Below are 23,034 nucleotides of genomic sequence, written 5' to 3'. Positions count from 1 at the left end.
AAGAGAGACGTCTTTGCGAGGAGGAACGACGAAGCAAACTCTAGAACAGCAATTTGGATATGAAGTTGAGATTGCTTCGCCTTTTTTAAGGCTCGCAATGACTTTTAAATAATAAAGTATATGAAAAAACTGATTTTAATAATATTTATCCTGGCAGGAACTGGATTTATTCATGCTCAGCAACTCCAAACCTACCAAAATCAGGCTCTGGATAATAATCCTCAAATTCAATCCTTGCAGCAAAATGTTGCGATTGCAGAGGAAAGAATCAATGAAGTGAATTCAATTCCCGACACCGAATTTGGAGCAGGCTATTTTATAAGCGAGCCGGAAACCAGAACCGGGGCTCAAAAAATGAGAGTTTCGGTAAGACAAATGATTCCCTGGTTTGGAACTATCCAGTCCAGAATGGATTATGCCGGTTCTATGGTAGATATAGAGGAGGTTGATCTTGAAATAGCACAGAGACAATTGAAATTAGAAGTATCTCAGCTCTATTTTGATATTTATGAAATTGAGGAAAAAATAGAGGTATTACAGCAAAATATCGATCTTCTGGAAGTATATAGAACGATGGCTCTAAATTCTGTTGAGGTAGGAAAAGCTTCAGCGGTGGAAGTGCTCAGACTCAAAATGAGACAAAATGATCTACTTGAGAAAAAAGAGAATTTTCAACTTCAGAAAGAGGCTAAACAAACACAGTTTAATAATCTATTAAATGTTGATGATAACACGCAGATTAATGTTCAGGATACTTTAGTGATTCCTTTGAAAGAGTCTGAAAATATGAATTTAACATTGCATCCCGAGTTACAGCTTTATGACAGATTTGCTGAAAGTATTGAAAATTCTGAACTGGTAAATAAGCAGGAAGCAGCTCCAAAATTGGGATTCGGACTTGATTATATAGGCGTTCAGGAACGAACCGATATGAATATCCCGGATAATGGAAAGGACATTATTATGCCAATGCTATCTGTTTCGGTACCTATTTTCAATAAAAAATATCGTTCTGTATCCAGGCAAAATGAATTGCGGCAGGATCAAATTTCATCTGATAGAACTTCAGCCTTAAACGAACTGGAAAGCAGATTAAGATCAGCATTGAATGAACGTGCTTCTTCCAGGATCAAATTTGAGGTTCAAACAGATAATCTTTCCCAGGCCAGAGATGCCGAGGAATTATTACTGAAACAATACGAAACGGGAACCATAGATTTTGATGACGTCCTGGATATTCAGGAAATACAACTACAGGTACAAATGAACCTTGTAGAAGCGGTGAGCACCTGGTTTAAAAAAGATGCTATCGTAGAATACCTTACTGTAAATAATTAATAAAGATGAAAAAAATAATCATATACATTGGAATTTTGATCGCAGGCCTTCTTCTGGGGTATCTGTTTTTTGGCAATTCTTCTGAAGAAAAAACTGCGAATCACGAGCATGAGCAGGGAGAAACTGAAACTATGTGGACCTGTTCCATGCACCCGCAGATTATGCAACCCGAACCGGGCGATTGTCCTATTTGTGGAATGGATCTTATTCCTGCTGATGCAAGTTCAGACGGACTGGGAGCTGATGAAATTAGCATGACCGAAAATGCCATGAAACTTGCCAATATCCAGACCAGCATTGTGGGCCAGGGTAACGGAATTGATGGAAAAATTACGCTTTCAGGAAAGATCATGGAGAGTGAAGATCAAAACAGTGTTCAGTCTTCCCATGTAGGCGGAAGAATTGAAAACCTTAATATAAGCTCTACTGGCGAAAAAGTGAATAGAGGAGCCCTTCTGGCTAGAATTTATTCACCGGAACTGGTGGCAGCCCAGCAGGAATTGATCACCGCTGCAAAGTTAAAAGAGTCTCAGCCTTCTCTTTACAACGCGGTACGTAATAAGCTAAAATTCTGGAAACTTTCAGATAATCAGATCAATCAAATTGAAAGTTCCGGACAGGTAACTGAAAATTTCCCCGTGTATTCCAATGTTTCAGGCGTTGTTACTGAAAAAATGGTTCAGGAAGGAGATTATGTGGAGAGAGGTCAGGGCTTACTGAAGATCGCGAATCTTGATAAAGTTTGGGCTGTATTTGATGCCTATGAATCGCAGATCTCCAATTTAAAAGAAGGCCAGGATTTAGATATTTCTATAAACGCGATTCCCAATGAAAATTTCAGCGGAAAAATTTCTTTTATCAATCCTATACTGGACAATGCGTCCAGAACGGTGGAGGTTAGGGTGGTTTTAAATAACAGCAATAATCAACTGAAACCCGGGATGTTTGTTCAGGCAGCAGTTGAAAGCACTTCTAAATCAAGTAATGAAAGTCTTGAAGTTCCAAAAAGCGCCGTTATGTGGACGGGGGAACGTTCTTTGGTCTATGTAAAAACCAGTGCTACAGAGCCTGTTTTTGAAATGAGGGAAGTGAAACTAGGGAATTCCAGTGGCGAAACCTATCAGGTTCTTGAAGGTTTAAGTAGCGGTGAAGAAGTGGTGACCAACGGAACTTTTACGGTGGATGCCGCGGCCCAGCTTCAGGGAAAATCCAGTATGATGAATCAAAAAGTAGAGATGGATTCTGAAATGGGAATGGAAATGAAACTTTCAAATGCTTTCCAGTCTCAGTTTAAACAGCTATTGCCTTCTTATTTTGAATTGAAAGATGCTCTGGTAGCTTCTGATGCCGATAAAACTTCAGCGATCGCTTTAGAATTACTTCAGAAAACTGAAAAGATCAATATCGAAGGTTCTTCTGAAATGCTCTCAGGACATATAGGGAAGATCAGGGAAATGCTTGAAGGAATTTCAGAAAATGAGAAACTGGAAAATCAACGGGATCATTTCAGAATTCTTTCACAGCAAATGATTTTGGTTGCCGGGAATGTAGAGAAATTAGATTCCACTATTTACCTGCAACACTGCCCGATGGCAAACAGTAATAAGGGTGCCGATTGGTTAAGCCTTTCCAAAAACATTGAAAATCCATATTACGGCGAAGCGATGCTGAATTGTGGGGAAACAACTAAAACTTTATAACCAATTATTAGAATATCGATATGAAAAAACTAAAATCAATCCTGTTTCTCACAGCTGCACTTTTCATCTTCAGCTCTTGCGAAGAAAAAAAGGAAGCAACTGAGGATGCAGGTGAAAAAATGAAATTTGAAAGCAGGGAATCAATAACCAGGAAAGCTGAACAAGAGGTCGTAAGCAAGCTGATGAAATCCTATAAAAACGCCTTGGAAAACCTTACCACCGAAGGTACTTTTAAACTTTTTTCAGATTCGTCAGAAGTTTATGAATCTGGTGGGGTTGAAGGGACTTATAAAGAATATATAGACCAGCATTTGGGACCGGAGTTGGGACATTTTGAAAGTTTCAAATATTCAGATTATAAGCTGGATGTTAATGTAGATCTACCCTATGCTTTTACTACGGAAACCTATGTCTATACCATCATATTTAATGAAGAAGAAGAAGAAGGCGAACAAAGAAAAATTCAGAAAAAAGGAGTAGCCACCTCAATTTTAAAAAGAAATGAAGATACCTGGAAAATAATCAAGACCCATTCCTCGTCAAGAAATTATAACCCAAAACAATAATTTAAAAAAATAAGAAAATGAAAAACCTGATTTACATAGCCCTTATCGCAGCTTTTACAATTCAAGCGAATGCCCAGCATGAAGATCATTCCGGTCATAACATGAAGAAAAGTTCTGAAAATTCGAAAAAAAGTCTGAGCCCTCATACCAGTGCAATGGCTATGATTGGGGACGCGCATGTACATATAGATTATTCATCCCCTTCAGTAAGGGACAGGATGATTTTTGGCGGTCTTGTAGGCTATGATCGTGTATGGCAATCTGGTGCTCATAAAGTAACCTGGCTGGAAACCAATAAAGATCTTGACTTTAACGGGAAAATATTACCTGCAGGGAAGTATGCCTTTTTTACGGTTCCCGGAAAAGAAACCTGGAAGGTGATGTTCAACAGCCATTGGGACCAGCATGGGAAGGATGAGTATGATGAAGCTAAAAATGTATTGGTACTGGAGACTAAACCTTTAAAATTGGAGAAGCTTCAGGAGGAATTAAGGTATGAAGTAACTAAAACGGCGGAGCAACAAGGTGAGATTACTCTTAGCTGGGAAAAGGTGAAAATTGCTATTCCTTTTAAGGTTCAAAAATAAGATTTTAGGAAAATTCCAGCCAGATTATGATGATAGAAGTCTTTATAAAAAATATGGTTTGTGACCGCTGCATAAAAGTAGTAAGGAATGAGCTAATTGAGGCCGGGCTCGATATTAAACTTGTAGAGTTGGGGCGGGTAGTGTATGAGAGTGAAAACAGGGAAGTGCATGAAAAGAAACTGCACAAAGTTCTTCATGAAAATGGCTTTGAATTATTGCAGAGCAGTGACAGGATTCTGGTGGAACAGGTTAAATTATGTCTTATTCGACTTCTGGAAAACCTGCCTATTCAAAAGACCGGCACTTTATCCAATTATCTTTCTGAAGAGACCGACAGTGATTATTCACGTTTGAGCAGGATTTTTTCTTATACCGAAAATACTACCGTAGAGAAGTATTTTATAAAGCTGAAAATCGAAAAAGTAAAGGAACTTATTCAGTCAAAGGAATATAATTTCACACAAATGAGTCAGTTGCTGGATTACAGTAATGTGAATCATCTGTCCAGGCAATTTAAGACTGAAACCGGTATGAGTCTCACTGAATATAAGACGTTAAACCAAAATTTTAGAAATTCTTTAGACCAAATTTTATAGAAGTTTCAAGAAATTATAACAATCTAAGGCTTTGTGAACCTGTATTTTAGATACTTAATTAAAACTAATCAAAAAATGAAAAGAGAAATATTAAATCTGTTTGCTATTCTGTTTACAGCCATTGTATTTACGTCTTGTGTGGATAATAAAGGTAAACAGTCAGTGGAGATAAATAGCCCTGAAGAGGTTAAAAAGGCAGAAAAGGAGACGGTAGATGTGGCCGATCAGGATTTTAAAGATGGAATGACCGGGAAAATATGGCATAATTATCTGGAGATGAAATTGGCTTTGACCAATGCAGATGCCAGCCAGGTTAAAGATGTTGCTAAGAGCATGGAAGAATCTTTTACCGAAGAACGGGCAGAGATGAAATCTATTGCCGGGCAGATAGCCAGCACCGATGACATAGAAAAACAGCGGGAATTATTTTCAAAATTTACCGAAAAAGCAGGGCCAATGTTTGAAGAGGCCTTGTCTGGCGGAGCTATTTATAAAAAATTCTGTCCAATGGCCTTTAATAATAAAGGAGCTTACTGGTATGCAGATGTGGAAGAAATAAGAAATCCTTATTTCGGGGAAAAGATGCTGAATTGTGGATCTGTAAAGAAAACCATTAAAAAGTAAATTTTATTATACCAACCATAAAACCAACAAAATGAATTCAGAAGACAAAAAACATGACAGTATGAAAGGAAACAATTACGGCAAATTCTTTCTTATGCTTGGACTATCATTTGTAGCCATGTATATCACAATGTATTTGAATACTTATGAATTTGACCATGTTTACTTTAGTCTAACCCGGTTTTACATGACCTGTTTGGGTATTGCTGCTATGGCAGTAATCATGTTATCCCTCATGTTAAATATGTATAAGAATAGGAAAAAAAATATCGCCATTTATGTAGGGAGCCTTGTTTTGTTCGTAAGTGCATTAGGTTTAGTGAGAGCACAGAGACCCATAATTGGAGATGTTTTGTATATGAAAGCGATGATACCTCACCATTCTATTGCGGTATTAACCAGTAAAAGAGCCGATTTAAAAGATCCCGAGACTAAAAAACTGGCCGAGGAGATCATTGAAGCACAGAAACGAGAAATTGCCCAGATGAAGAAGATTATCTACCGTCTGGAAAATGAAAATTGATAAATAATAAAGTGTGTTTAACAATTTTATTATTACTCATGTCAGCCTAAGCGCATTGGAAGGCTCTTGTAAAACTTCGACTGCGCTGATTTTGACAGTACTTTAAAAAAAATAAAATGATATTGAAAAATTATCTACTAATCTTAATCTTGATTGTTGGAGTTACAGGATATGCGCAGCAAGAATTGGAAGCCTCGGTGGAAGGTAATGTAAATGACCTGCCGGTACGGGAATACCAACTTACCATTGACCAGGAAAAAGTAAATAAAGCCGGTAAAGAAGTAATGGGCATGACAGTGAACGGAGGAATTCCCGGGCCAACGCTGGAGTTTACCGAAGGGGAGTATGCAGTGATTTATGTGGAGAATAAGATGGATGTGGAAACTTCCATTCACTGGCATGGAATGTTGCTTCCAAACTTTTTTGATGGAGTACCTTATCTTACAACTCCTCCAATTAAACCAGGAACTACCTTTAAATATGAATTTGAGATAAAACAAAATGGAACCTATTGGTACCATTCCCATACCATGTTACAGGAGCAAAGCGGTGTTTTTGGTTCTCTTTTAATTCATCCAAAGGAAAAAGAACTGGAGTATGATAAAGATCTTGTCTTAGTACTTTCAGACTGGACTAACGAGAAACCAAAAGATGTACTTCGATTTTTAAAAAGAGGAACTGAATGGTATAATATTAAAAAAGGAACTGCCACTCCGCTTAACCAGGTAATTAAGCGTGGAGCTTTTGGTGCCCAATTAGATTTTTGGAGGCAGCGTATGGAAGGCGCTGACATTGCAGATATATATTATCCCGCGTTCCTGATTAACGGAGAGGAAAAAATTGAATATCCTGAATTTAAACCTGGAGAAAAAGTAAGGTTGCGAATTATTGATGGTTCAGCCTCTACTTCGTTCTGGATGACGTTTGGAGGCGAGACGCCGACATTGGTTTCTGCTGATGGAAAAAATGTAGTTCCGGTGAAACGCAATAAAACATTTATAGGGGTAGCTGAAACTTATGATTTTATTGTAGAAATTCCAGAAAATAGAAAAATGGAATTTAAAATTATGGCCCAGGATGGTTCAGGAACTGCTTCTGCGTTTCTCGGGCAGGGAGAAGTCCTGCCGGCGCCGGATGTACCTCGCCCCGATAAGATTGGAATGATGCAGAAAATGGCAAAGATGGATATGAAGATGGGTGCTCCTGCATTGCAATCCCGCCCTAATCATCCAGAACCCTATAAACTTAAAGAAAAGTGGGGCATGCAGATGGATAACATGGATCACGGGGGGATGAAGATGGAGGATAAAAAACAAAATCCTGAAATGGATCACTCCGGGATGGATCATTCAAAAATGAAGATGGAAAAAGATTCATCTATGGCGAAAATGGATCATTCTCAAATGGATCACTCAAAAATGAAAATGAAGAATGACACTATGAAAATGTCCAATTCTGATAAACCAAATCAGGAAATGAATGGCATGAGCGAAATGAAAAAAGATTCTAAGGAAGGCATGCAGGGAATGGATATGTTTTCAGAATATAATTATGATTATTTAAAAGCTCCGGAGAAGACAGAGTTTAACGATAGCATTCCTGTGACCAATGTATTACTGAATTTAACAGGAAACATGAACAGGTATATATGGAGTATGAACGGAGTGACGCTATCTGAAGCAGATAAGATAAAAATTAAAGGTGATGAAGTTACCCGTATTACTTTTAATAATCTAACCATGATGCATCACCCAATGCATTTACACGGGCATTTCTTTAGAGTTCTTAATAAAAATGGAGAATATTCACCTCTTAAACACACCGTAAATGTGCCGCCTATGCAGGAGGTCACCATAGAGTTTTATGGAAATGAGTATGGTGACTGGTTTTTTCATTGCCATATACTATATCACATGGATGCAGGAATGGCCAGAATAGTAAGCTATGATACTAAGAGAGATGAACGGATGGAACCCTTTCCTGTTAGTAATCTGGTTAGGGAAACCAATAAATTCTATACCTGGGGAATGCTGGATGCGGCGTCGCATATGACTGAATTGAATGTTGTTAGCTCAAATGTTAGAAATCAATTTACAGCATTGGCAGAGTATGGATGGAACCAGAACCTGGAAGCTGAATTTTCTTATGAATATTATATCAATGACTGGGTACGATTATTCGGAGGTGTGAATGTAGAAAATGAAATGGAAAACAGTATGGATGAGCTAAGTACCACTGCAATTGGGGGACTTAGATATTTCACCCCCTATATGTTTTCGCTCGATGTACGTTTAGATAGTAAACTAAGACCCCAGATTAGTCTTGCGAGGGAAATTATGATTTTTCCAAGATTGGCTGTTTTTGGAGAGTATGAATTTCAGGCAGATTTTGGATGGGTAAATGACCTGGAAGAAGGAAAAGATTTTGAAAATGAACAAACCTGGAGTGCCGGACTGGAGTATTTTCTATCAAAGAATTTTTCTCTAATGGGTAGTTACGATAATAGGTTTGGAGCTGGAGGAGGATTGTCCTTCAAGTTTTAAAGAATTTCAATAGGAAGGATTGAGAATTTAAAATCCCGGAAATGCTTTTCTTATAGAGAGACTGAAGAAGAGGTTCATAAAAATAGGAAAAGGGAAAAATTGAGAAGATTTACGATGAGCACCATGTGAGACTTTCGGTTTTTTTAGAAACTTATAAGATTATAAATAAATGCAAGGAAAAAGGAGAGAGTCGTTTTAATAGTAATTAGTTGAGAATAATATATTCTCTCCATTTTTCCTGCAATTAATCGTTTTTGTCGCTCCTTCCAAGGAGTTATATTGAAAACTTATATGATGAAAAAATTATACATATTATTCTTTTTTAGCACCCTAACGCTTGCGACACAAGCTCAGGATAATCATGAAGGTCATGATCACTCGACCAATACTGCTGAACAGGAATTGGAACAAGATACAATCACTGCACAACCTGAATTACAGGATGCTGAAAATGAGGGAGGCTATCAAGGTGAAAGTAAAGAGAAGTCCTCTAACAAAGTAAAAGCTGAGCTGGACGATTTTCCAAATTTACATCCACTAATAGTCCATTTCCCAATCGTACTGTTGTTGTTGGGAGGAATCCTTCAACTTATTCAAATATTCGTGCTAAAGCGAAATCTTGATTGGGTTATTTTATTATGTGTGGGCTTCGGTTTTATAGGGGCTTATATTGCCGGAGTATATGCGCACCCGCACGTACATGACCTAACTGAAATGGCAAAAAGTGTACTAGCACAGCACGATAAATTTGCTGAGTGGACTATTTATTCCAGTGCTGTCGCTGCAACTTTAAAATTAGTAAGTTTATTTCTATTGAAAAAGAATCGAATTTTTGAAATAGTGGTTTTTTTAATTCTTGGATTTGCGGCCTATTCTGTTTCAGAAGCAGGCCATTATGGGGCACAACTGGTTTATATTGAAGGAGTAGGGCCACAGGGAGAATACCTGGAGTCTGAAAACAATGGAGCCCATTCTCATTAAATATAAAAATGGCTTTGGTTTTTTAAGTATGAATATTTTATTGAACTAAAATCTAGATAACCTACCATTGAAATAAATGATCGTAAAACGAAAAACAGCACTCAATATCAGGAAAGCCCATCGTTATTTGGGACTATTCATTGGGATACAGTTCATCATGTGGACGGTAAGCGGACTCTATTTTAGCTGGACAGACCTTGATGAGATACATGGTGATCAGTTTAAAAAAGAGAAGCCGGTTCAATCATCTTTTTCAGACCTTAAGAGTCCAACAGTACTGGATCCGGAACTACGGGTTACTTCTGTAAAACTTCAGGAGATCTCAGGGCAGCCGTTCTATTATATCAATAATAAAATATTAATGGATGCGCGTTCTGGAGAAAAAATTGATGAGATTAGTAAGCAACAGGCCCTTGATATAGCCTCAAGATATATGAGAGCAGATCTGGAAGTATCCGGAATCCAGAGGATAACTGAAACAGGTAAGCATCACGAATATCGTGAAAATTTGCTGCCTGCATATGTGATTTCCTATGATACCGATGAGAACCTAAAGGCCTACGTAGGCGCTTTGACAGGAAATTTTAAAAGCGTGCGTCACAGGGACTGGCGCTGGTTTGATTTTCTTTGGATGACGCACACAATGGATTACGAAGGAAGGGATGATTTTAATAATCTCCTGCTTAGAAGCTTTTCTTTGCTTGGTCTTATTACGGTTTTAAGCGGATTTTTACTCTGGTACATCTCTTCCCCAACCGTTAGAAAGATTATTCAGCCAAAAAAGAAGAATAAAAAATAGATTGTTATCATTAACATATAAATACGTCAAATATCAATAGTAAATAATCATAAAAATGAAAATGAAAGTAAGAAGTTTAATAACGATGAGTTTAATTGCAGGAAGTTTAATTCTTTCTTCTTGTGCAGATTCTAAAAAGGAGAAAGAGGAAACTGTTGCTGAAGATCATCATGAAATGAGTCAGGATTCTAAAGAAATGGATGATGAAAAACCAATGAAAGAGGTACCTGCTGAATTTAGTAATGAAAAGGTAAAACAGGCTTTTGAAGAGTATCTGGCTGTAAAAGATGCTCTGGTTAGAACTGATGCTTCAGCTAGCCGAAAGTCAGCAGAAAACTTAAGAAATACCTTAAACGAAGCCAGACCGGAGATCGCTAAAATTGCCGGTAGAATGGTAGCTACAGAGAATATCAATCAGCAAAGAGAGGTCTTTTCAGAATTAACTGCGGCTATGGAGCCGGTACTTAAAGAAGCTATTTCTTCAGGAAAGATCTATAAGCAGTTCTGCCCAATGGCCTTTGAAGGAAAAGGGGATTTCTGGTATTCAAATTCAGAAGAAATTAGAAACCCATATTTTGGAGATAAAATGCTTAAGTGTGGTCGTGTTGAAGAAACCATCATGTAAATAATTGTGGATCAGGCTGAACAAGTTTCAGCCTGATTTATTATTTTTAATTGAATTTTAGTTCAATAAACCAAGAATTTTGAATAATTATCCTCTTCATATCAAGAATGTTGTTTGCCAGCGCTGTATAATAACGGTCAAAGATATTCTCCAGGATCTGGAAATTCCTTTTTCTAAAATTAGCTTAGGAGAGGCAAACCTGAATAGGGAATTAACCAGCATTGAAATTCATCAGCTCCAAAAACGTTTTGAACAGGTTGGATTTGAAATTATTCAGGATCGAAATGAAAAACTAATTAATTCTATCAAATCTGTGATCATAGAGGAGGTCTACTCAAACGATACCTCTAACCATAAACTATCCAGCATTTTAACTAAAGAGTTGCATTTTGATTATAGCCATATTACCCACGTTTTTAGTGAGAGTGAAGGGCAGAGTATTCAGAAATTTTATAATGCAGTTCGTGTAGAACGTGTCAAGGAGTTATTGAATTATAATGAATGGAATATTGCAATGATCGCTGATAATTTAGGATATTCTACCCCCGCATATCTTTCAACTTCTTTTAAAAAGGCTACCGGCATAACTCCCTCAGAGTATAAGAACAGGCATGTAAAAGATAGAAAAAGCCTGGATTCAGTTTAAGAAACAAGAGTTTAAGATAATAGTATTTATCAGGCTAAGAATTTTAAGCTTTTGTACAATCAACCAAAATAAATATTATGGAAATCTTACTGTTTATAGGGGTAATCCTCTATCTGTCCATTGTGCTTGATATTCTTCAAACTACTTTGTCTATGCAGGGTGGAGGATGGTTGACCAGTAGATTTTCGCATCTCTTCTGGAAACTTTTACTGATAGTTTCCGGAAGAAATGGCAAAGCAAAAATACTGGCTCACGGCGGTTATTTTTTATTGATTTCTATCGTCCTTATTTGGGTGTTATTGTTATGGGGAAGTCTTGTTTGTATTCTTTATTCACATCCAGCATCCATTATTGATAGCACTACAAAAGTACCTGCAAATTTCTGGCAAATTACATATTACAGTGGTTTTACACTATCAACCCTGGGGATGGGTGATTATGTGGCCTCAACAGATTTATGGCGAATAGTGACCAGCATTTATTCTTTTACGGGCCTCATCCTTCTTACCATGTCTGTTACTTATTTTATTCCGGTACTTTCAGCAGTAATAGACCAGCGCAAACTTGGAATTAGATTGAGTACACTTGGCAGCAGTCCCGAAGAAATAATAATTAGTGGATGGAACGGAGAAAATTTTGAACCTTTCATCAAAAAAGTTGAAGATATTTCAGAATCAATAATTAAATACAGTCAGCAGCATCGCGCTTATCCTGTGATCCATTATTTTCATAATAATAAAGAGAAAAATGCGATCATACTTCAGCTGGCGAGACTTTATGAGGCATTGATTATTATTTCAGATCAAGTAAAAGAGGAAATAAGACCGGAGTATAAAGAAATTAAGCCACTGATGATCGCCTACGAAAATTATTTTGAGGTTCTTACTGAAGTCACCCACATAAACCCTGAGAAACATGGGCCTCCATCTCCAGGTATCAAAAAACTTTTAGAAAAAGAACTCATTTTTGATAATTTGAAAGATGATAATTTTCCAGAAGATATTGATTATAACAGAAGAATGTTTAAAACACTTGTCCGGCAGGACGGTTGGAGTTGGAAGTTAGTGGACATAAAAAACTCTTAATTATTCCTCTCGAAAGTTAAATTCATTTAAAACTGAAAGTTCTTAGCAAAATTTTAAAGGCTTGCATTGATTCTGATTCTTAGATTTATATAAACAACTAAAAATCAGATATTATGAGAAATGAGAAATTAATTAGCGCATTAGGAAATTGTATCAACCATTGTAATTATTGTGCAGATGCCTGTCTGGATGAAGACAATGTGAAAATGATGAAAGACTGTATTAGAACTGACAGGGTTTGTGCAGAAGTTTGTTCAACGCTTAACCAGGTTCTGGCAACTAATTACAAGGATGTACAGGGACTGGTAGATTACTGTAAAAAAGTTTGCCAGGCCTGCGCTGACGAATGCGGAAAACACGATCATAAGCACTGCCAGGATTGCGCGAAAGCATGCAAAGAATGTGTAAGTGCCTGTGAAGCTTATGCAGCATAATAAATTAACCGCCTAAAATTCATCTTTTATATTTTAGGCGGTTTTTTTTTTGAATTAAAAGATATTTCTAAAATATCGAAATTCTTTCCATCTTTCCTCGCGTAACTTTGCATAGTTTAATATCTTCTGAAATTCTTATTTCAGGAAGTTTATATAAAAAAAATGAAACATAATTATAAAATTTCGGGAATGACCTGCAACGGTTGTCGTGCTCATGTAGAAAAAACTTTAAGTGAAGTTGATGGAGTACTAAATGCTTCAGTGAATCTGGAGAAAGCCGCAGCCGAGATTGAAATGAGAGAGCATATCAAAATTGAAAAATTTGAAGAGGCTCTTCAGAAAAACGGTGGGAATTATCATATCGCGATGCCGGAAGATGCTGAAAATTCTGCAGAAAAACCGATGCAGCATACCTATCAGATTACCGGGATGACCTGTAATGGATGCCGTTCTCATGTGGAAAAAATTCTGAATGACGTTAATGGCGTTGTAAAGGCTTCTGTAAATTTAGAAAAAGAAGAGGCCGAGATCAGTATGAAAGAGCATATCGAAATTGAAAAATTTGAAAATGCTCTTCAAAAAGACGGTGGAAATTATCATATAATGAAGCCGGGAGAAAAAAGGTCAAAATCTGCCGGACATTCAAATAAAAAGAAAAAGAACCCAGAAAAAGGCACGGGAACCTGGTATTGCCCTATGCACTGCGAAGGCGATAAAACCTATGATAAACCCGGAGACTGTCCTGTATGCGGGATGGATTTGGTAGAAGAGGTAAGTGCAACTCCGAAATCTACGGAATATACCTGCCCGATGCATCCGGAAATTGTAGAGGATGGACCGGGAGATTGTCCAATTTGCGGGATGGACCTGGTTCCTATGGAGCCCGAAGCTTCAGCAGAAGAGAAAAGTTATAAAAAATTACTTCGAAAATTCTGGATTGCCGTTGGTTTTACCCTGCCCATATTCCTAATTGCGATGTCTGAAATGATCCCGGACAATCCCCTTTATGATCTGGCCGGAATGAAGGTCTGGAACTGGGTGCAATTCGGACTTTCTCTTCCGGTAGTATTCTATGCTACCTGGATGTTCTTTGAACGTGCTTACCGCTCCATCAAAACCTGGAACCTCAATATGTTCACCCTTATTGGAATTGGTGCCGGAGTCGCCTGGATCTTCAGCGTATTTGGATTAGTATTTCCAGATTTTTTTCCTCCTCAATTCAAAACTGAAATGGGAACCGTGCATGTTTATTTTGAAGCAGCTACGGTGATTCTTACGCTGGTTCTTATGGGGCAGGTGTTAGAGGCACGTGCTCATAGCAGGACAAATTCAGCCATCAAGGAATTATTAAAACTTGCTCCAAATACCGCGGTAAGAGTGGTTGATGGGGATGAAGAAACAATCTCTGTAGATAAAATTCAGCAAGGTGATATTTTAAGAGTAAAGCCGGGAGATAAAATTCCCGTAGACGGAACTATTAAGAAAGGAAAATCCAGTATTGATGAAGCTATGATCACCGGAGAGCCTATTCCCGTTGATAAAAAAGAAGGAGATAAGGTAAGTTCCGGAACTATTAACGGAAATCAAAGTTTTACCATGACTGCCGAAAAAGTGGGAGATGAAACCCTTCTGGCCCAGATCATCAAAATGGTAAATGAAGCCAGTCGTTCACAGGCGCCCATTCAAAAACTGGCAGATAGAATCTCAGCTTATTTTGTGCCTGTAGTAGTAGCCATTTCGGTAATTACCTTTATAGTCTGGGCTATCTATGGCCCAGATCCGGCTTATGTGTATGCGCTGGTAAATGCCATTGCAGTGCTAATCATAGCCTGTCCATGTGCGCTGGGTCTTGCCACACCCATGTCAGTCATGGTAGGGGTAGGGAAAGGTGCGAAAAACGGTGTTTTGATCAAGAATGCACGTGCGCTTGAAGAAATGAACCAGATAGATACGCTTATTATTGATAAAACGGGGACGATTACTGAAGGAAAACCTTCTGTAGAAAAAGTCGTTTCTGTTTCTTCGGAATATAGCGAAGATGAAATTACACGTTTGATCGCTTCAGTAAATGCGCAAAGCGAACACCCTCTGGCAACCGCAACAGTTAAATATGCTAAAGCTGAAAATATTGAATATGGAGAAGCTTCAGATTTTAATTCGGTTACAGGAAAAGGCGTAGAGGCGAAATTTGAAGAAAAACAGCTCGCTCTTGGAAACGATAAATTGATGAAGGTCGAAAACGCTGAAATTTCCGAAGAGATCAACAAGAAAGTAACTGCAGAACAGGAACAGGGTAAAACGGTTTCGTATCTCGCTGTAAATTCAAAAATAGTAGGATTTGTAACTATTTCAGATAAAATTAAAGAAACCAGCAGGGAAGCGCTCCATGAACTTCAAAAAGAAGGGATAAAGGTGGTGATGCTTACCGGTGATAATGAAAAGACAGCCGCTGCCGTTGCAAAAGAACTCGGTCTCGCCGACTTTAAAGCAGGAATGGTTCCTCAAGATAAAATGGAAGAGGTTAAAAGACTGCAGGGAGAAGGGAAAAAAGTTGCCATGGCAGGAGATGGTATAAATGACGCTCCGGCCCTGGCGCAGGCAAATATTGGGATTGCCATGGGAACCGGAACCGATGTGGCGATTGAAAGCGCTGAGGTTACCCTGGTGAAAGGCGACTTAAAAGGTGTTCTTAAAGCGATCAGGCTGAGCGAAAAAGTGATGAGAAATATTAAAGAAAACCTATTTTTCGCATTGATCTATAATACCGTAGGTGTCCCTATTGCAGCGGGAGTATTGTATCCATTCTTTGGATTGCTATTATCACCAATGATCGCAGCACTGGCGATGAGCTTTAGTTCGGTTTCTGTTATTGGAAATGCGTTGAGGTTAAGAAGTGCTAAGTTGAATTAATGTCATTCCGAGCGCAGCGAAGAATCCCCAGGATTACATGAGATTCTTCACTGCGCTACCGCTGCGTTCTGAATGACATTTAAATTGATGACGTCACCCTGAATTTAGTTTAGGGTCTCAATATAGCAGATGAAATAAGTTCAGTTTGATGGAAATAATAATCGGCCAAAAATATTATTTGACATGAATGATTTTTTAAGCAAATGGGGCGAAGCCGCATATACAACCAGCGGATTTTTCTGGATGGCCTTATGGGCATTTGCACTCGGGTATATTATAAGTAGCTGTATCCAGGTTTTTGTGACCGAAAAAAGGATGCAGGAAACTATGGGGCAGGAAGAATCTAGAGGTTTATTACTGGGAACGTTCTTCGGATTTATAAGCAGCTCCTGTAGTTTTGCAGCTCTTGCATCTACAAAAAGTTTGTTTAAAAAAGGAGCGAGCTTTATTTCTTCCATAGGATTCTTACTGGCTTCTACCAACCTTGTGATAGAACTGGGAATTATTATCTCAATTTTCCTGGGCTGGCAATTCGTAGTGGGCGAATATGTGGGTGGTATCATCCTGATTCTTATAAGCTGGTTATTGATAAGGCTGATAAATCCAAAAAAACTTATAAAAAAGGCCAGGGAGCGATTGGATAGTGAAGACGATGATGATGAAAATTCTGATAAATCCTGGAAAAAGAAAATGAAATCTGAGACCAACTGGGCCAAAGTTTCTCAGCAATATGGGATGGAGTGGAAGATGGTTTGGAAAGACGTAACCGTAGGCTTTACCATTGCCGGAATTGTTGCCGCTTTTGTTCCCGATTCTTTTTTTCAAACCTTGTTTATTAATAGCGGGCAGGGAACTACCGATTTTGGATTTTTTACAATACTGGAACATGTTATCGTAGGGCCATTAGCGGCATTTATAACTTTTATAGGTTCTATGGGAAACATTCCTCTGGCAGCCTTATTATTTGGAAAAGGAGTCAGCTTTGCCGGAGTAATGGCCTTTATTTTTAGTGATCTGGTGGTTTTTCCCATCCTTAGGATCAACGCAAAGTACTATGGATGGAAAATGAGCTTTTTTATTCTCTTTCTACTGTTCACATCGTTGATCGGAGCTTCTCTGGCTCTGCATTACGGATTTGATCTTTTTGGAGCTTTACCAGATCCATCTTCAGTAAAAATTCAGGATACTGAATATTTCAAGATCAATTATACCTTCTGGCTGAATATGGTTTTTCTGGCAATTTCAGGCTTTCTTTTATACCTGGGATTCTTTAAAAGAGATGATGTCATGTTTATGAAAGAGATGGCGCCGAAAAGTGAAGTTTTGGAAAAGACTTTGAAATACCTTGCTCTTATTTGCTATGTATGGCTTGTGGGAGGATTGATAGTTAAGTTTTTTCTGAATTAAAAAGCAGCTGAAAAGAAATATATTGAACTCGTAGAATCTCGTACAGAGAAAATTCCTGAATAGAGATTAGTTGTTATATTGAACTAAAAAAGAGGGCAAATCGCCCTCTTTTTTTAATAATGCTATTTTGTTGTAATTAACTTAAGCTCTTCAAACTTGCCTTTAATGCTTCAATCTTAGCCTCTGCATCTGCTTTTTTAGCTTTTTCTATCGCAACCACTTTTTCTGGCGCATTGTTTACAAACCGCTCATTAGAAAGCTTTTTATCTACAGATTTTAAGAAACCTTCCGTATAATTTAATTCCTCCTGAATTTTTTCTTTTTCCGCTTCTACATCTATAGCGCCTGCAATAGGAATAAAATATTCATTAGAGCGTACTCTAAAGGAAAGTGCTCCATCTACAGATCCGGTTACATATTCCAAATTAGAGATATTGCCCATTTTTGAAATTACACCATCAAAAGTTTTGGAAGTATTTTCATTATTAAGAACGCTGAAATCTATTTCATTCTTAAAAGAAATATTCTTGTCTTTCCTAATTTTTCTTACTCCGGCAATTACTTCAGCTGCATGAGAAAATTCCTTGATAATAGTTTCATCAAATTCTTTCTCTACCGGCCATTTGGCAATAATCAAAGCCTCTTCTGGAGTTCGTTCAGTAATTTCCTGCCAGATCTCTTCGGTAACAAAAGGCATAAACGGATGCAAAATCTTCAAATTTTCTTCCAGAATAGCAATTATCGCCTTATAAGTTTTAGCATCCATTGGTTCCCCATAACCTGGTTTTACCATTTCCAGAAACCAGCTACAGTAATCATCCCAAATCAACTTATAAGTAGACATTAGAGCATCACTGATCCTATATTTAGAATAATGATCTTCTATTTCTCTAATGGTTTTCTGAAACCTGGCTGTATACCAGTTAATAGCCATTTTTGCAGTTTCCGGCTGCTCAATTTTTTCTGAAATTTCCCAACCCTTTACCAAACGAAAGGCATTCCAGATCTTATTTGTGAAGCCACTACCTTGCTTACAGAGATCTTCATCAAACATCAAATCGTTCCCGGCAGGAGAACTTAACAACATGCCTACACGCACACCATCTGCGCCGTATTGTTCTATTAAACCAAGTGGGTCTGGTGAATTACCAAGGGATTTAGACATTTTTCGTCTTTGCTTATCCCTAACAATACCCGTTAGATAAACATTTTTAAAAGGTCGCTCTCCTCTGTATTCATATCCGGCCATGATCATTCTGGCTACCCAGAAAAACAGAATTTCAGGTGCAGTAACCAAATCATTGGTAGGATAATAATATTCAATTTCTTTATTTTCAGGCTCCAGGATTCCGTTGAAAACACTCATTGGCCATAACCATGAAGAAAACCAGGTATCCAGCGCATCTTTATCCTGGGTAAGGTCTGAAGCCTGCAATTCTGCATTTCCAGTTACCTCACGAGCTTTTAAAACAGCCTGATTTAAAGTTTCTGCAACTACAAAGTCATTTTTACCTTTTCCGTAGAAATAAGCGGGAATCTGATGCCCCCACCACAGCTGACGGGAAATATTCCAGTCCCGAACATTCTCCATCCAGTGGCGGTAGGTATTCAGGAATTTTTCAGGAACAAGATTAATATCATCCCCTAATACCGCTTTTATTGCAGGCTGCGCCATTTCCTTCATTTTCAAAAACCACTGATCGCTAAGCTTAGGTTCTATAACCGCACCCGTACGTTCACTGGTTCCTACTTTATTTATGTGATCTTCTACTTTATCAAGAAAACCGTATAATTCAAGCTCTTCTACAATTTCAGCACGAACCACAAATCGATCTTTTCCCTCGTAATGAAGTCCGTAATTATTTAAAGTAGCATCGTCATTAAAAATATCAATAACATCAAGATCATGCTTGTCTCCAAGGTTTTTATCATTTTCATCATGCGCGGGAGTCACTTTTAAACAACCGGTTCCAAATTCCATATCTACATACTCATCTTCGATAATTGGAATCGTCCTGTTACAAATAGGAACTATCGCTTTCTTTCCCTTTAGATGTGTAAATCTCTCATCATTGGGATTGATGCAAATTGCGGTATCTCCTAAAATAGTTTCAGGCCTGGTAGTGGCAATGGTTAAGTAATCTTCAGTCCCGTCTATTTTATATTTTAAATGATAAAGTTTTCCATTTCTTTCTTCATAATTCACTTCTTCATCTGAAAGTGTTGTTTTCGCCTGTGGATCCCAATTTACCATTCGGTAACCACGATACACCAGGCCTTTTTCGTAAAGATCTACGAAAACCTTGATCACGGAGGCAGACATATCATCATCCATCGTGAATTTGGTTCGTTCCCAATCACAAGATGCTCCAAGGTGCTTTAACTGCTGTAGAATGATTCCGCCATGTTTATGGGTCCATTCCCAGGCATGCTGCAAAAATTCCTCACGGGTAAGATCATTCTTATCTATACCTTCAGCTTTGAGTTTAGCAACTACTTTTGCTTCCGTAGCGATAGAAGCGTGATCTGTACCAGGAACCCAGCAGGCATTTAATCCCTTCAATCTTGCTCTTCGCACCAATACATCCTGAATGGTATTGTTCAACATGTGGCCCATGTGTAGAACACCTGTGACATTTGGCGGCGGAATTACGATTGTATAAGGCTCTCTATCATCAACTTCTGAATGAAAATAATTGTTCTTCATCCAGTAGTCATACCACTTATCCTCTACTTTTTTCGCATTATATTGTGAAGCAATTGCCATTTCTTGGTCTGATTTTTGAAATAATGGCAAAAGTAATTATTAATGTAGGATTATGAAAGCTGCTGAAATGATTAAAATTTTGAGAATTAAACTATTTCAGCTTATCTTTACTAATCCGATTAAAATTTAAAATTATGAAAAAACTAATTGCAATAGCCATATTCGTTTTTGTAGGACTTGCAAGTGCGCAGGCTCAAAAAACAGCGAAAATCGAATTTAAGTCTGAAACCATTGACTATGGCGAAATAATGAAAGGCAGTGATGGCGTTCGAGTATTCGAATTCACTAATACGGGAGATGCTCCTTTAGTGATTGAAGACGTTAAATCCAGTTGTGGATGTACGGTTCCTAAGAAACCTGAAGAACCAATAATGCCTGGAAAAACGGGTGAAATTGAAGTGAAGTATGACACAAAAAGAGTTGGGCCAATCAGAAAAACCGTAACGGTATATTCAAATGCGGCAGAGCCAACGAAAGCTTTAAAAATTAAAGGTCTTGTAAAAGACGAAGCTGGCGATACTAAATAAATTAATAAATTTATAGTTTTGAAAAAGCTCTCTAATATGGAGAGCTTTTTTTATGAGCTTAAATTAAAAATCCGGGAATAATTCCCCATAGAATATTCTTGATTAATGCATTAATTTTGCAATTTTGCACCCATAAATAATAAGCTATGCCTAAGATCTCTAATAAAGGGCTGGAAATGCCTGAATCTCCAATAAGAAAACTTGTTCCTTTTGCTGAAGCTGCTTCAAAAAAAGGCAGAAAAATTTATCAGTTAAATATTGGTCAACCGGACATTAAAACTCCGGAAGCTGCTTTAGATGCGGTAAGAAATCATAATATTGAAGTGCTTTCTTATAGTCATTCTGCAGGTTTTGACAGCTATAGAGAAAAACTGGCAGGCTATTATCAAAAATCTTCACTTCCGGTAAATAAGGAAGATATTATTATTACAACAGGTGGATCTGAAGCCTTGCTTTTCGCTATGGGAAGTATAACAGATCCCGGCGATGAAGTGATTATACCAGAACCATTTTACGCCAATTATAATGGTTTTGCAACGGCTTCAGGAGTTAAAATAAGAGCTATCCAGTCTAGTATAGATAATAATTTCGCGTTACCTCCAATTTCAGAATTTGAAAAATTAATTTCTGAAAAGACAAAAGCGATCGTGCTATGTAATCCTGGAAATCCTACAGGCTATTTATATACAAAAGACGAAGTACAACAGTTGGCCGATCTTGCTTTGAAGCATGATCTGTTTATAATTTCTGATGAGGTTTACCGAGAGTTTGCCTATGAAGGTGCAGAGCATCACTCCATCATGAGCATCCCTGAACTTGCAGAAAATGCTATTATGGTAGACTCAGTTTCCAAGCGTTATAGTATGTGTGGAGCGAGAATTGGTTGTTTGGTATCTAAAAATACTGAAGTGATCGCAACAGCCATGAAATTTGCTCAGGCAAGATTAAGTCCGCCTACTTTTGCTCAAATTGCCAGTGAAGCTGCGTTGGATACTCCACAATCTTATTTTGACGATGTTATAGAACAATATACCTTCAGAAGAAATCTTCTGGTAGACGGCCTGGAAAAAATAGAAGGAGTGAAGGTGGCTAAGCCAAAAGGAGCTTTTTATTGTATTGCTGAATTACCAATTGAAGACGCAGATGATTTTGCCAAATGGCTTCTGGAAGATTTTGAAGACGATAACGAAACCATAATGGTTGCACCGGCAGCAGGATTTTATTCTACACCAAATACCGGGAAAAATCAGGTGAGAATAGCGTATGTTCTAAAGAAGGAGAATCTTGAAAGAGCTATTGAAATACTTGAAAAAGCATTAAAACAATATAAGCTTCAGAAATAATGCGCGTTTTGCGAAATTTCTCCCTTAAAGGTCATAATAGCTTTGGCATTGATGTTAGAGCAGATAAATTTATATCAATAGAAAATGTTGATGATCTAAGGAGCCTGCTTCGCAAAAGTTATGCATCAGAGCTATTTATTCTTGGAGGAGGCAGTAATATGTTGCTTACCGGGGATATCCATAAAACGGTGGTTCATATCGCTCTAAATGGTAAAAAAATAGTTTCAGAAACAGATGAAGAGGTTATCATTGAAGCCTCTGCCGGGGAAAACTGGCATGAGTTTGTTCTTTGGACGTTGGAACAAAATTATGGCGGACTAGAAAACCTTTCGCTTATTCCTGGAAATGTTGGCACGGCTCCTATTCAAAATATTGGCGCTTACGGGGTAGAACTTAAAGACTCCTTTGTAAGTTGTAAGGCGATGAATGTTCAAACTTTGGAAGAGCAGACATTTAGTCTAGAAAAATGTGAGTTTTCATATCGAAATTCAGTTTTTAAGAACCAACTTAAAGGTCAGTATATTATCACCTCAGTGAGGTTTAGATTAACAAAAGAAAACCATCAACTAAACGTCGATTACGGTGCTATACGATCTGAACTGGAAAAAAATGCCATTACTTCACCCGGGATTCAGGATATCTCAAATGCTGTAATTGCCATAAGAAGATCTAAACTTCCAGATCCAAAAGAAATTGGGAATAGTGGTAGTTTTTTTAAAAATCCTATTATTAGTCAGGATCAGTTTAAGGAGCTGGAAGAAAAGTTTCCTGAAATCCCTTCATACAAAATTTCTGACAACGAAATTAAAGTCCCCGCCGGGTGGTTAATAGATCAGGCAGGATTTAAGGGATATAGAAAAGGAGATGCCGGGGTCCATAAAAATCAGGCATTGGTGCTGGTAAATTATGGAGAAGCTACCGGAGCAGAACTACTGGTGCTCTCCAAAAACATCCAGAAGAAGATCAAAGATCAATTTAATATTGATCTTGAAGCTGAAGTAAATATTATATAGCTAAAAAGCGAACCTTCCAA

At 37.8% G+C, this 23,034-nt stretch carries 20 protein-coding genes; 19 read left to right on the top strand and 1 reads right to left on the bottom strand.

Going from position 1 to position 23,034, the window contains the following annotated elements:
* The first annotated feature begins 120 nt into the window (after window positions 1-120).
* The 16 genes from GFO_RS13920 (at window position 121) to GFO_RS13845 (ending at window position 17,364) form a co-directional block, all read left to right on the top strand.
* A complete protein-coding gene (locus GFO_RS13920; protein ID WP_011710798.1) occupies window positions 121-1,338 on the top strand; it encodes a TolC family protein in 1,218 nt (405 codons plus the stop codon).
* Between the two features lie 5 nt (window positions 1,339-1,343).
* The gene (locus GFO_RS13915) at window positions 1,344-3,038 is read left to right on the top strand and encodes an efflux RND transporter periplasmic adaptor subunit (protein WP_011710797.1); all 1,695 of its coding nucleotides are present in this window, start codon (window positions 1,344-1,346) and stop codon (window positions 3,036-3,038) included.
* 20 nt (window positions 3,039-3,058) lie between these two features.
* Window positions 3,059-3,604 carry a nuclear transport factor 2 family protein gene (locus GFO_RS13910; protein WP_011710796.1) on the top strand — a complete coding sequence of 182 codons (546 nt, stop codon included), beginning with the start codon at window positions 3,059-3,061 and terminating at the stop codon, window positions 3,602-3,604.
* Between the two features lie 17 nt (window positions 3,605-3,621).
* Window positions 3,622-4,191, top strand: coding sequence for a DUF2911 domain-containing protein (locus GFO_RS13905; RefSeq protein ID WP_011710795.1), 570 nt, complete (start codon window positions 3,622-3,624; stop codon window positions 4,189-4,191).
* A 26-nt stretch (window positions 4,192-4,217) separates the two neighbouring features.
* Entirely contained in the window at window positions 4,218-4,787 is a 570-nt protein-coding gene (locus GFO_RS13900) for a helix-turn-helix domain-containing protein (RefSeq protein WP_011710793.1), read from the top strand.
* A 75-nt stretch (window positions 4,788-4,862) separates the two neighbouring features.
* On the top strand, window positions 4,863-5,411 hold the full coding sequence (locus GFO_RS13895; protein ID WP_011710792.1) for a DUF3347 domain-containing protein: 549 nt from the start codon (window positions 4,863-4,865) through the stop codon (window positions 5,409-5,411).
* Between the two features lie 31 nt (window positions 5,412-5,442).
* The gene (locus GFO_RS13890; RefSeq protein WP_011710791.1) at window positions 5,443-5,934 is read left to right on the top strand and encodes a DUF305 domain-containing protein; all 492 of its coding nucleotides are present in this window, start codon (window positions 5,443-5,445) and stop codon (window positions 5,932-5,934) included.
* Between the two features lie 116 nt (window positions 5,935-6,050).
* On the top strand, window positions 6,051-8,477 hold the full coding sequence (locus GFO_RS13885; protein WP_011710790.1) for a multicopper oxidase domain-containing protein: 2,427 nt from the start codon (window positions 6,051-6,053) through the stop codon (window positions 8,475-8,477).
* Window positions 8,478-8,771: 294 nt separating this feature from the next.
* On the top strand, window positions 8,772-9,458 hold the full coding sequence (locus tag GFO_RS13880; protein WP_041250144.1) for a DUF2231 domain-containing protein: 687 nt from the start codon (window positions 8,772-8,774) through the stop codon (window positions 9,456-9,458).
* A 79-nt stretch (window positions 9,459-9,537) separates the two neighbouring features.
* The gene (locus GFO_RS13875; protein WP_041250397.1) at window positions 9,538-10,257 is read left to right on the top strand and encodes a PepSY domain-containing protein; all 720 of its coding nucleotides are present in this window, start codon (window positions 9,538-9,540) and stop codon (window positions 10,255-10,257) included.
* A 55-nt stretch (window positions 10,258-10,312) separates the two neighbouring features.
* The gene (locus tag GFO_RS17375) at window positions 10,313-10,882 is read left to right on the top strand and encodes a DUF3347 domain-containing protein (protein ID WP_011710787.1); all 570 of its coding nucleotides are present in this window, start codon (window positions 10,313-10,315) and stop codon (window positions 10,880-10,882) included.
* Between the two features lie 79 nt (window positions 10,883-10,961).
* A complete protein-coding gene (locus GFO_RS13865) occupies window positions 10,962-11,528 on the top strand; it encodes a helix-turn-helix domain-containing protein (RefSeq protein WP_011710786.1) in 567 nt (188 codons plus the stop codon).
* Between the two features lie 77 nt (window positions 11,529-11,605).
* Window positions 11,606-12,613, top strand: a complete 1,008-nt coding sequence (locus GFO_RS13860; protein WP_011710785.1) for a potassium channel family protein — start codon at window positions 11,606-11,608, stop codon at window positions 12,611-12,613.
* Between the two features lie 113 nt (window positions 12,614-12,726).
* Window positions 12,727-13,047 carry a four-helix bundle copper-binding protein gene (locus tag GFO_RS13855; protein ID WP_011710784.1) on the top strand — a complete coding sequence of 107 codons (321 nt, stop codon included), beginning with the start codon at window positions 12,727-12,729 and terminating at the stop codon, window positions 13,045-13,047.
* Window positions 13,048-13,209: 162 nt separating this feature from the next.
* On the top strand, window positions 13,210-15,957 hold the full coding sequence (locus tag GFO_RS13850; RefSeq protein WP_011710783.1) for a heavy metal translocating P-type ATPase: 2,748 nt from the start codon (window positions 13,210-13,212) through the stop codon (window positions 15,955-15,957).
* A gap of 183 nt (window positions 15,958-16,140) precedes the next feature.
* Entirely contained in the window at window positions 16,141-17,364 is a 1,224-nt protein-coding gene (locus GFO_RS13845) for a permease (RefSeq protein WP_011710782.1), read from the top strand.
* Between the two features lie 136 nt (window positions 17,365-17,500).
* Here GFO_RS13845 and GFO_RS13840 read toward each other — a convergent pair whose 3' ends face one another.
* Entirely contained in the window at window positions 17,501-20,131 is a 2,631-nt protein-coding gene (locus GFO_RS13840; protein WP_011710781.1) for a valine--tRNA ligase, read from the bottom strand.
* Between the two features lie 134 nt (window positions 20,132-20,265).
* On the opposite strand from GFO_RS13840, the gene GFO_RS13835 reads away from it, so the two are divergent.
* From GFO_RS13835 to murB, 3 genes are all read left to right on the top strand, one after another.
* Complete coding sequence (locus GFO_RS13835; protein WP_011710780.1) at window positions 20,266-20,658, top strand: DUF1573 domain-containing protein; 393 nt, start codon at window positions 20,266-20,268, stop codon at window positions 20,656-20,658.
* A gap of 146 nt (window positions 20,659-20,804) precedes the next feature.
* Window positions 20,805-22,001: a pyridoxal phosphate-dependent aminotransferase gene (locus GFO_RS13830; protein ID WP_011710779.1), complete on the top strand. Its 1,197-nt coding sequence runs from the start codon at window positions 20,805-20,807 to the stop codon at window positions 21,999-22,001.
* On the top strand, window positions 22,001-23,014 hold the full coding sequence (murB, locus tag GFO_RS13825) for a UDP-N-acetylmuramate dehydrogenase (RefSeq protein WP_011710778.1): 1,014 nt from the start codon (window positions 22,001-22,003) through the stop codon (window positions 23,012-23,014). Before GFO_RS13830 ends, murB begins: the two co-directional genes overlap by 1 nt.
* Window positions 23,015-23,034: the final 20 nt, after the last annotated feature.

This window comes from Christiangramia forsetii KT0803 (assembly GCF_000060345.1).
Lineage (GTDB): Bacteria > Bacteroidota > Bacteroidia > Flavobacteriales > Flavobacteriaceae > Christiangramia > Christiangramia forsetii.
Note: the sequence above shows the minus strand (reverse complement) of the source record. Positions and strands in the feature narration are given on the sequence as shown.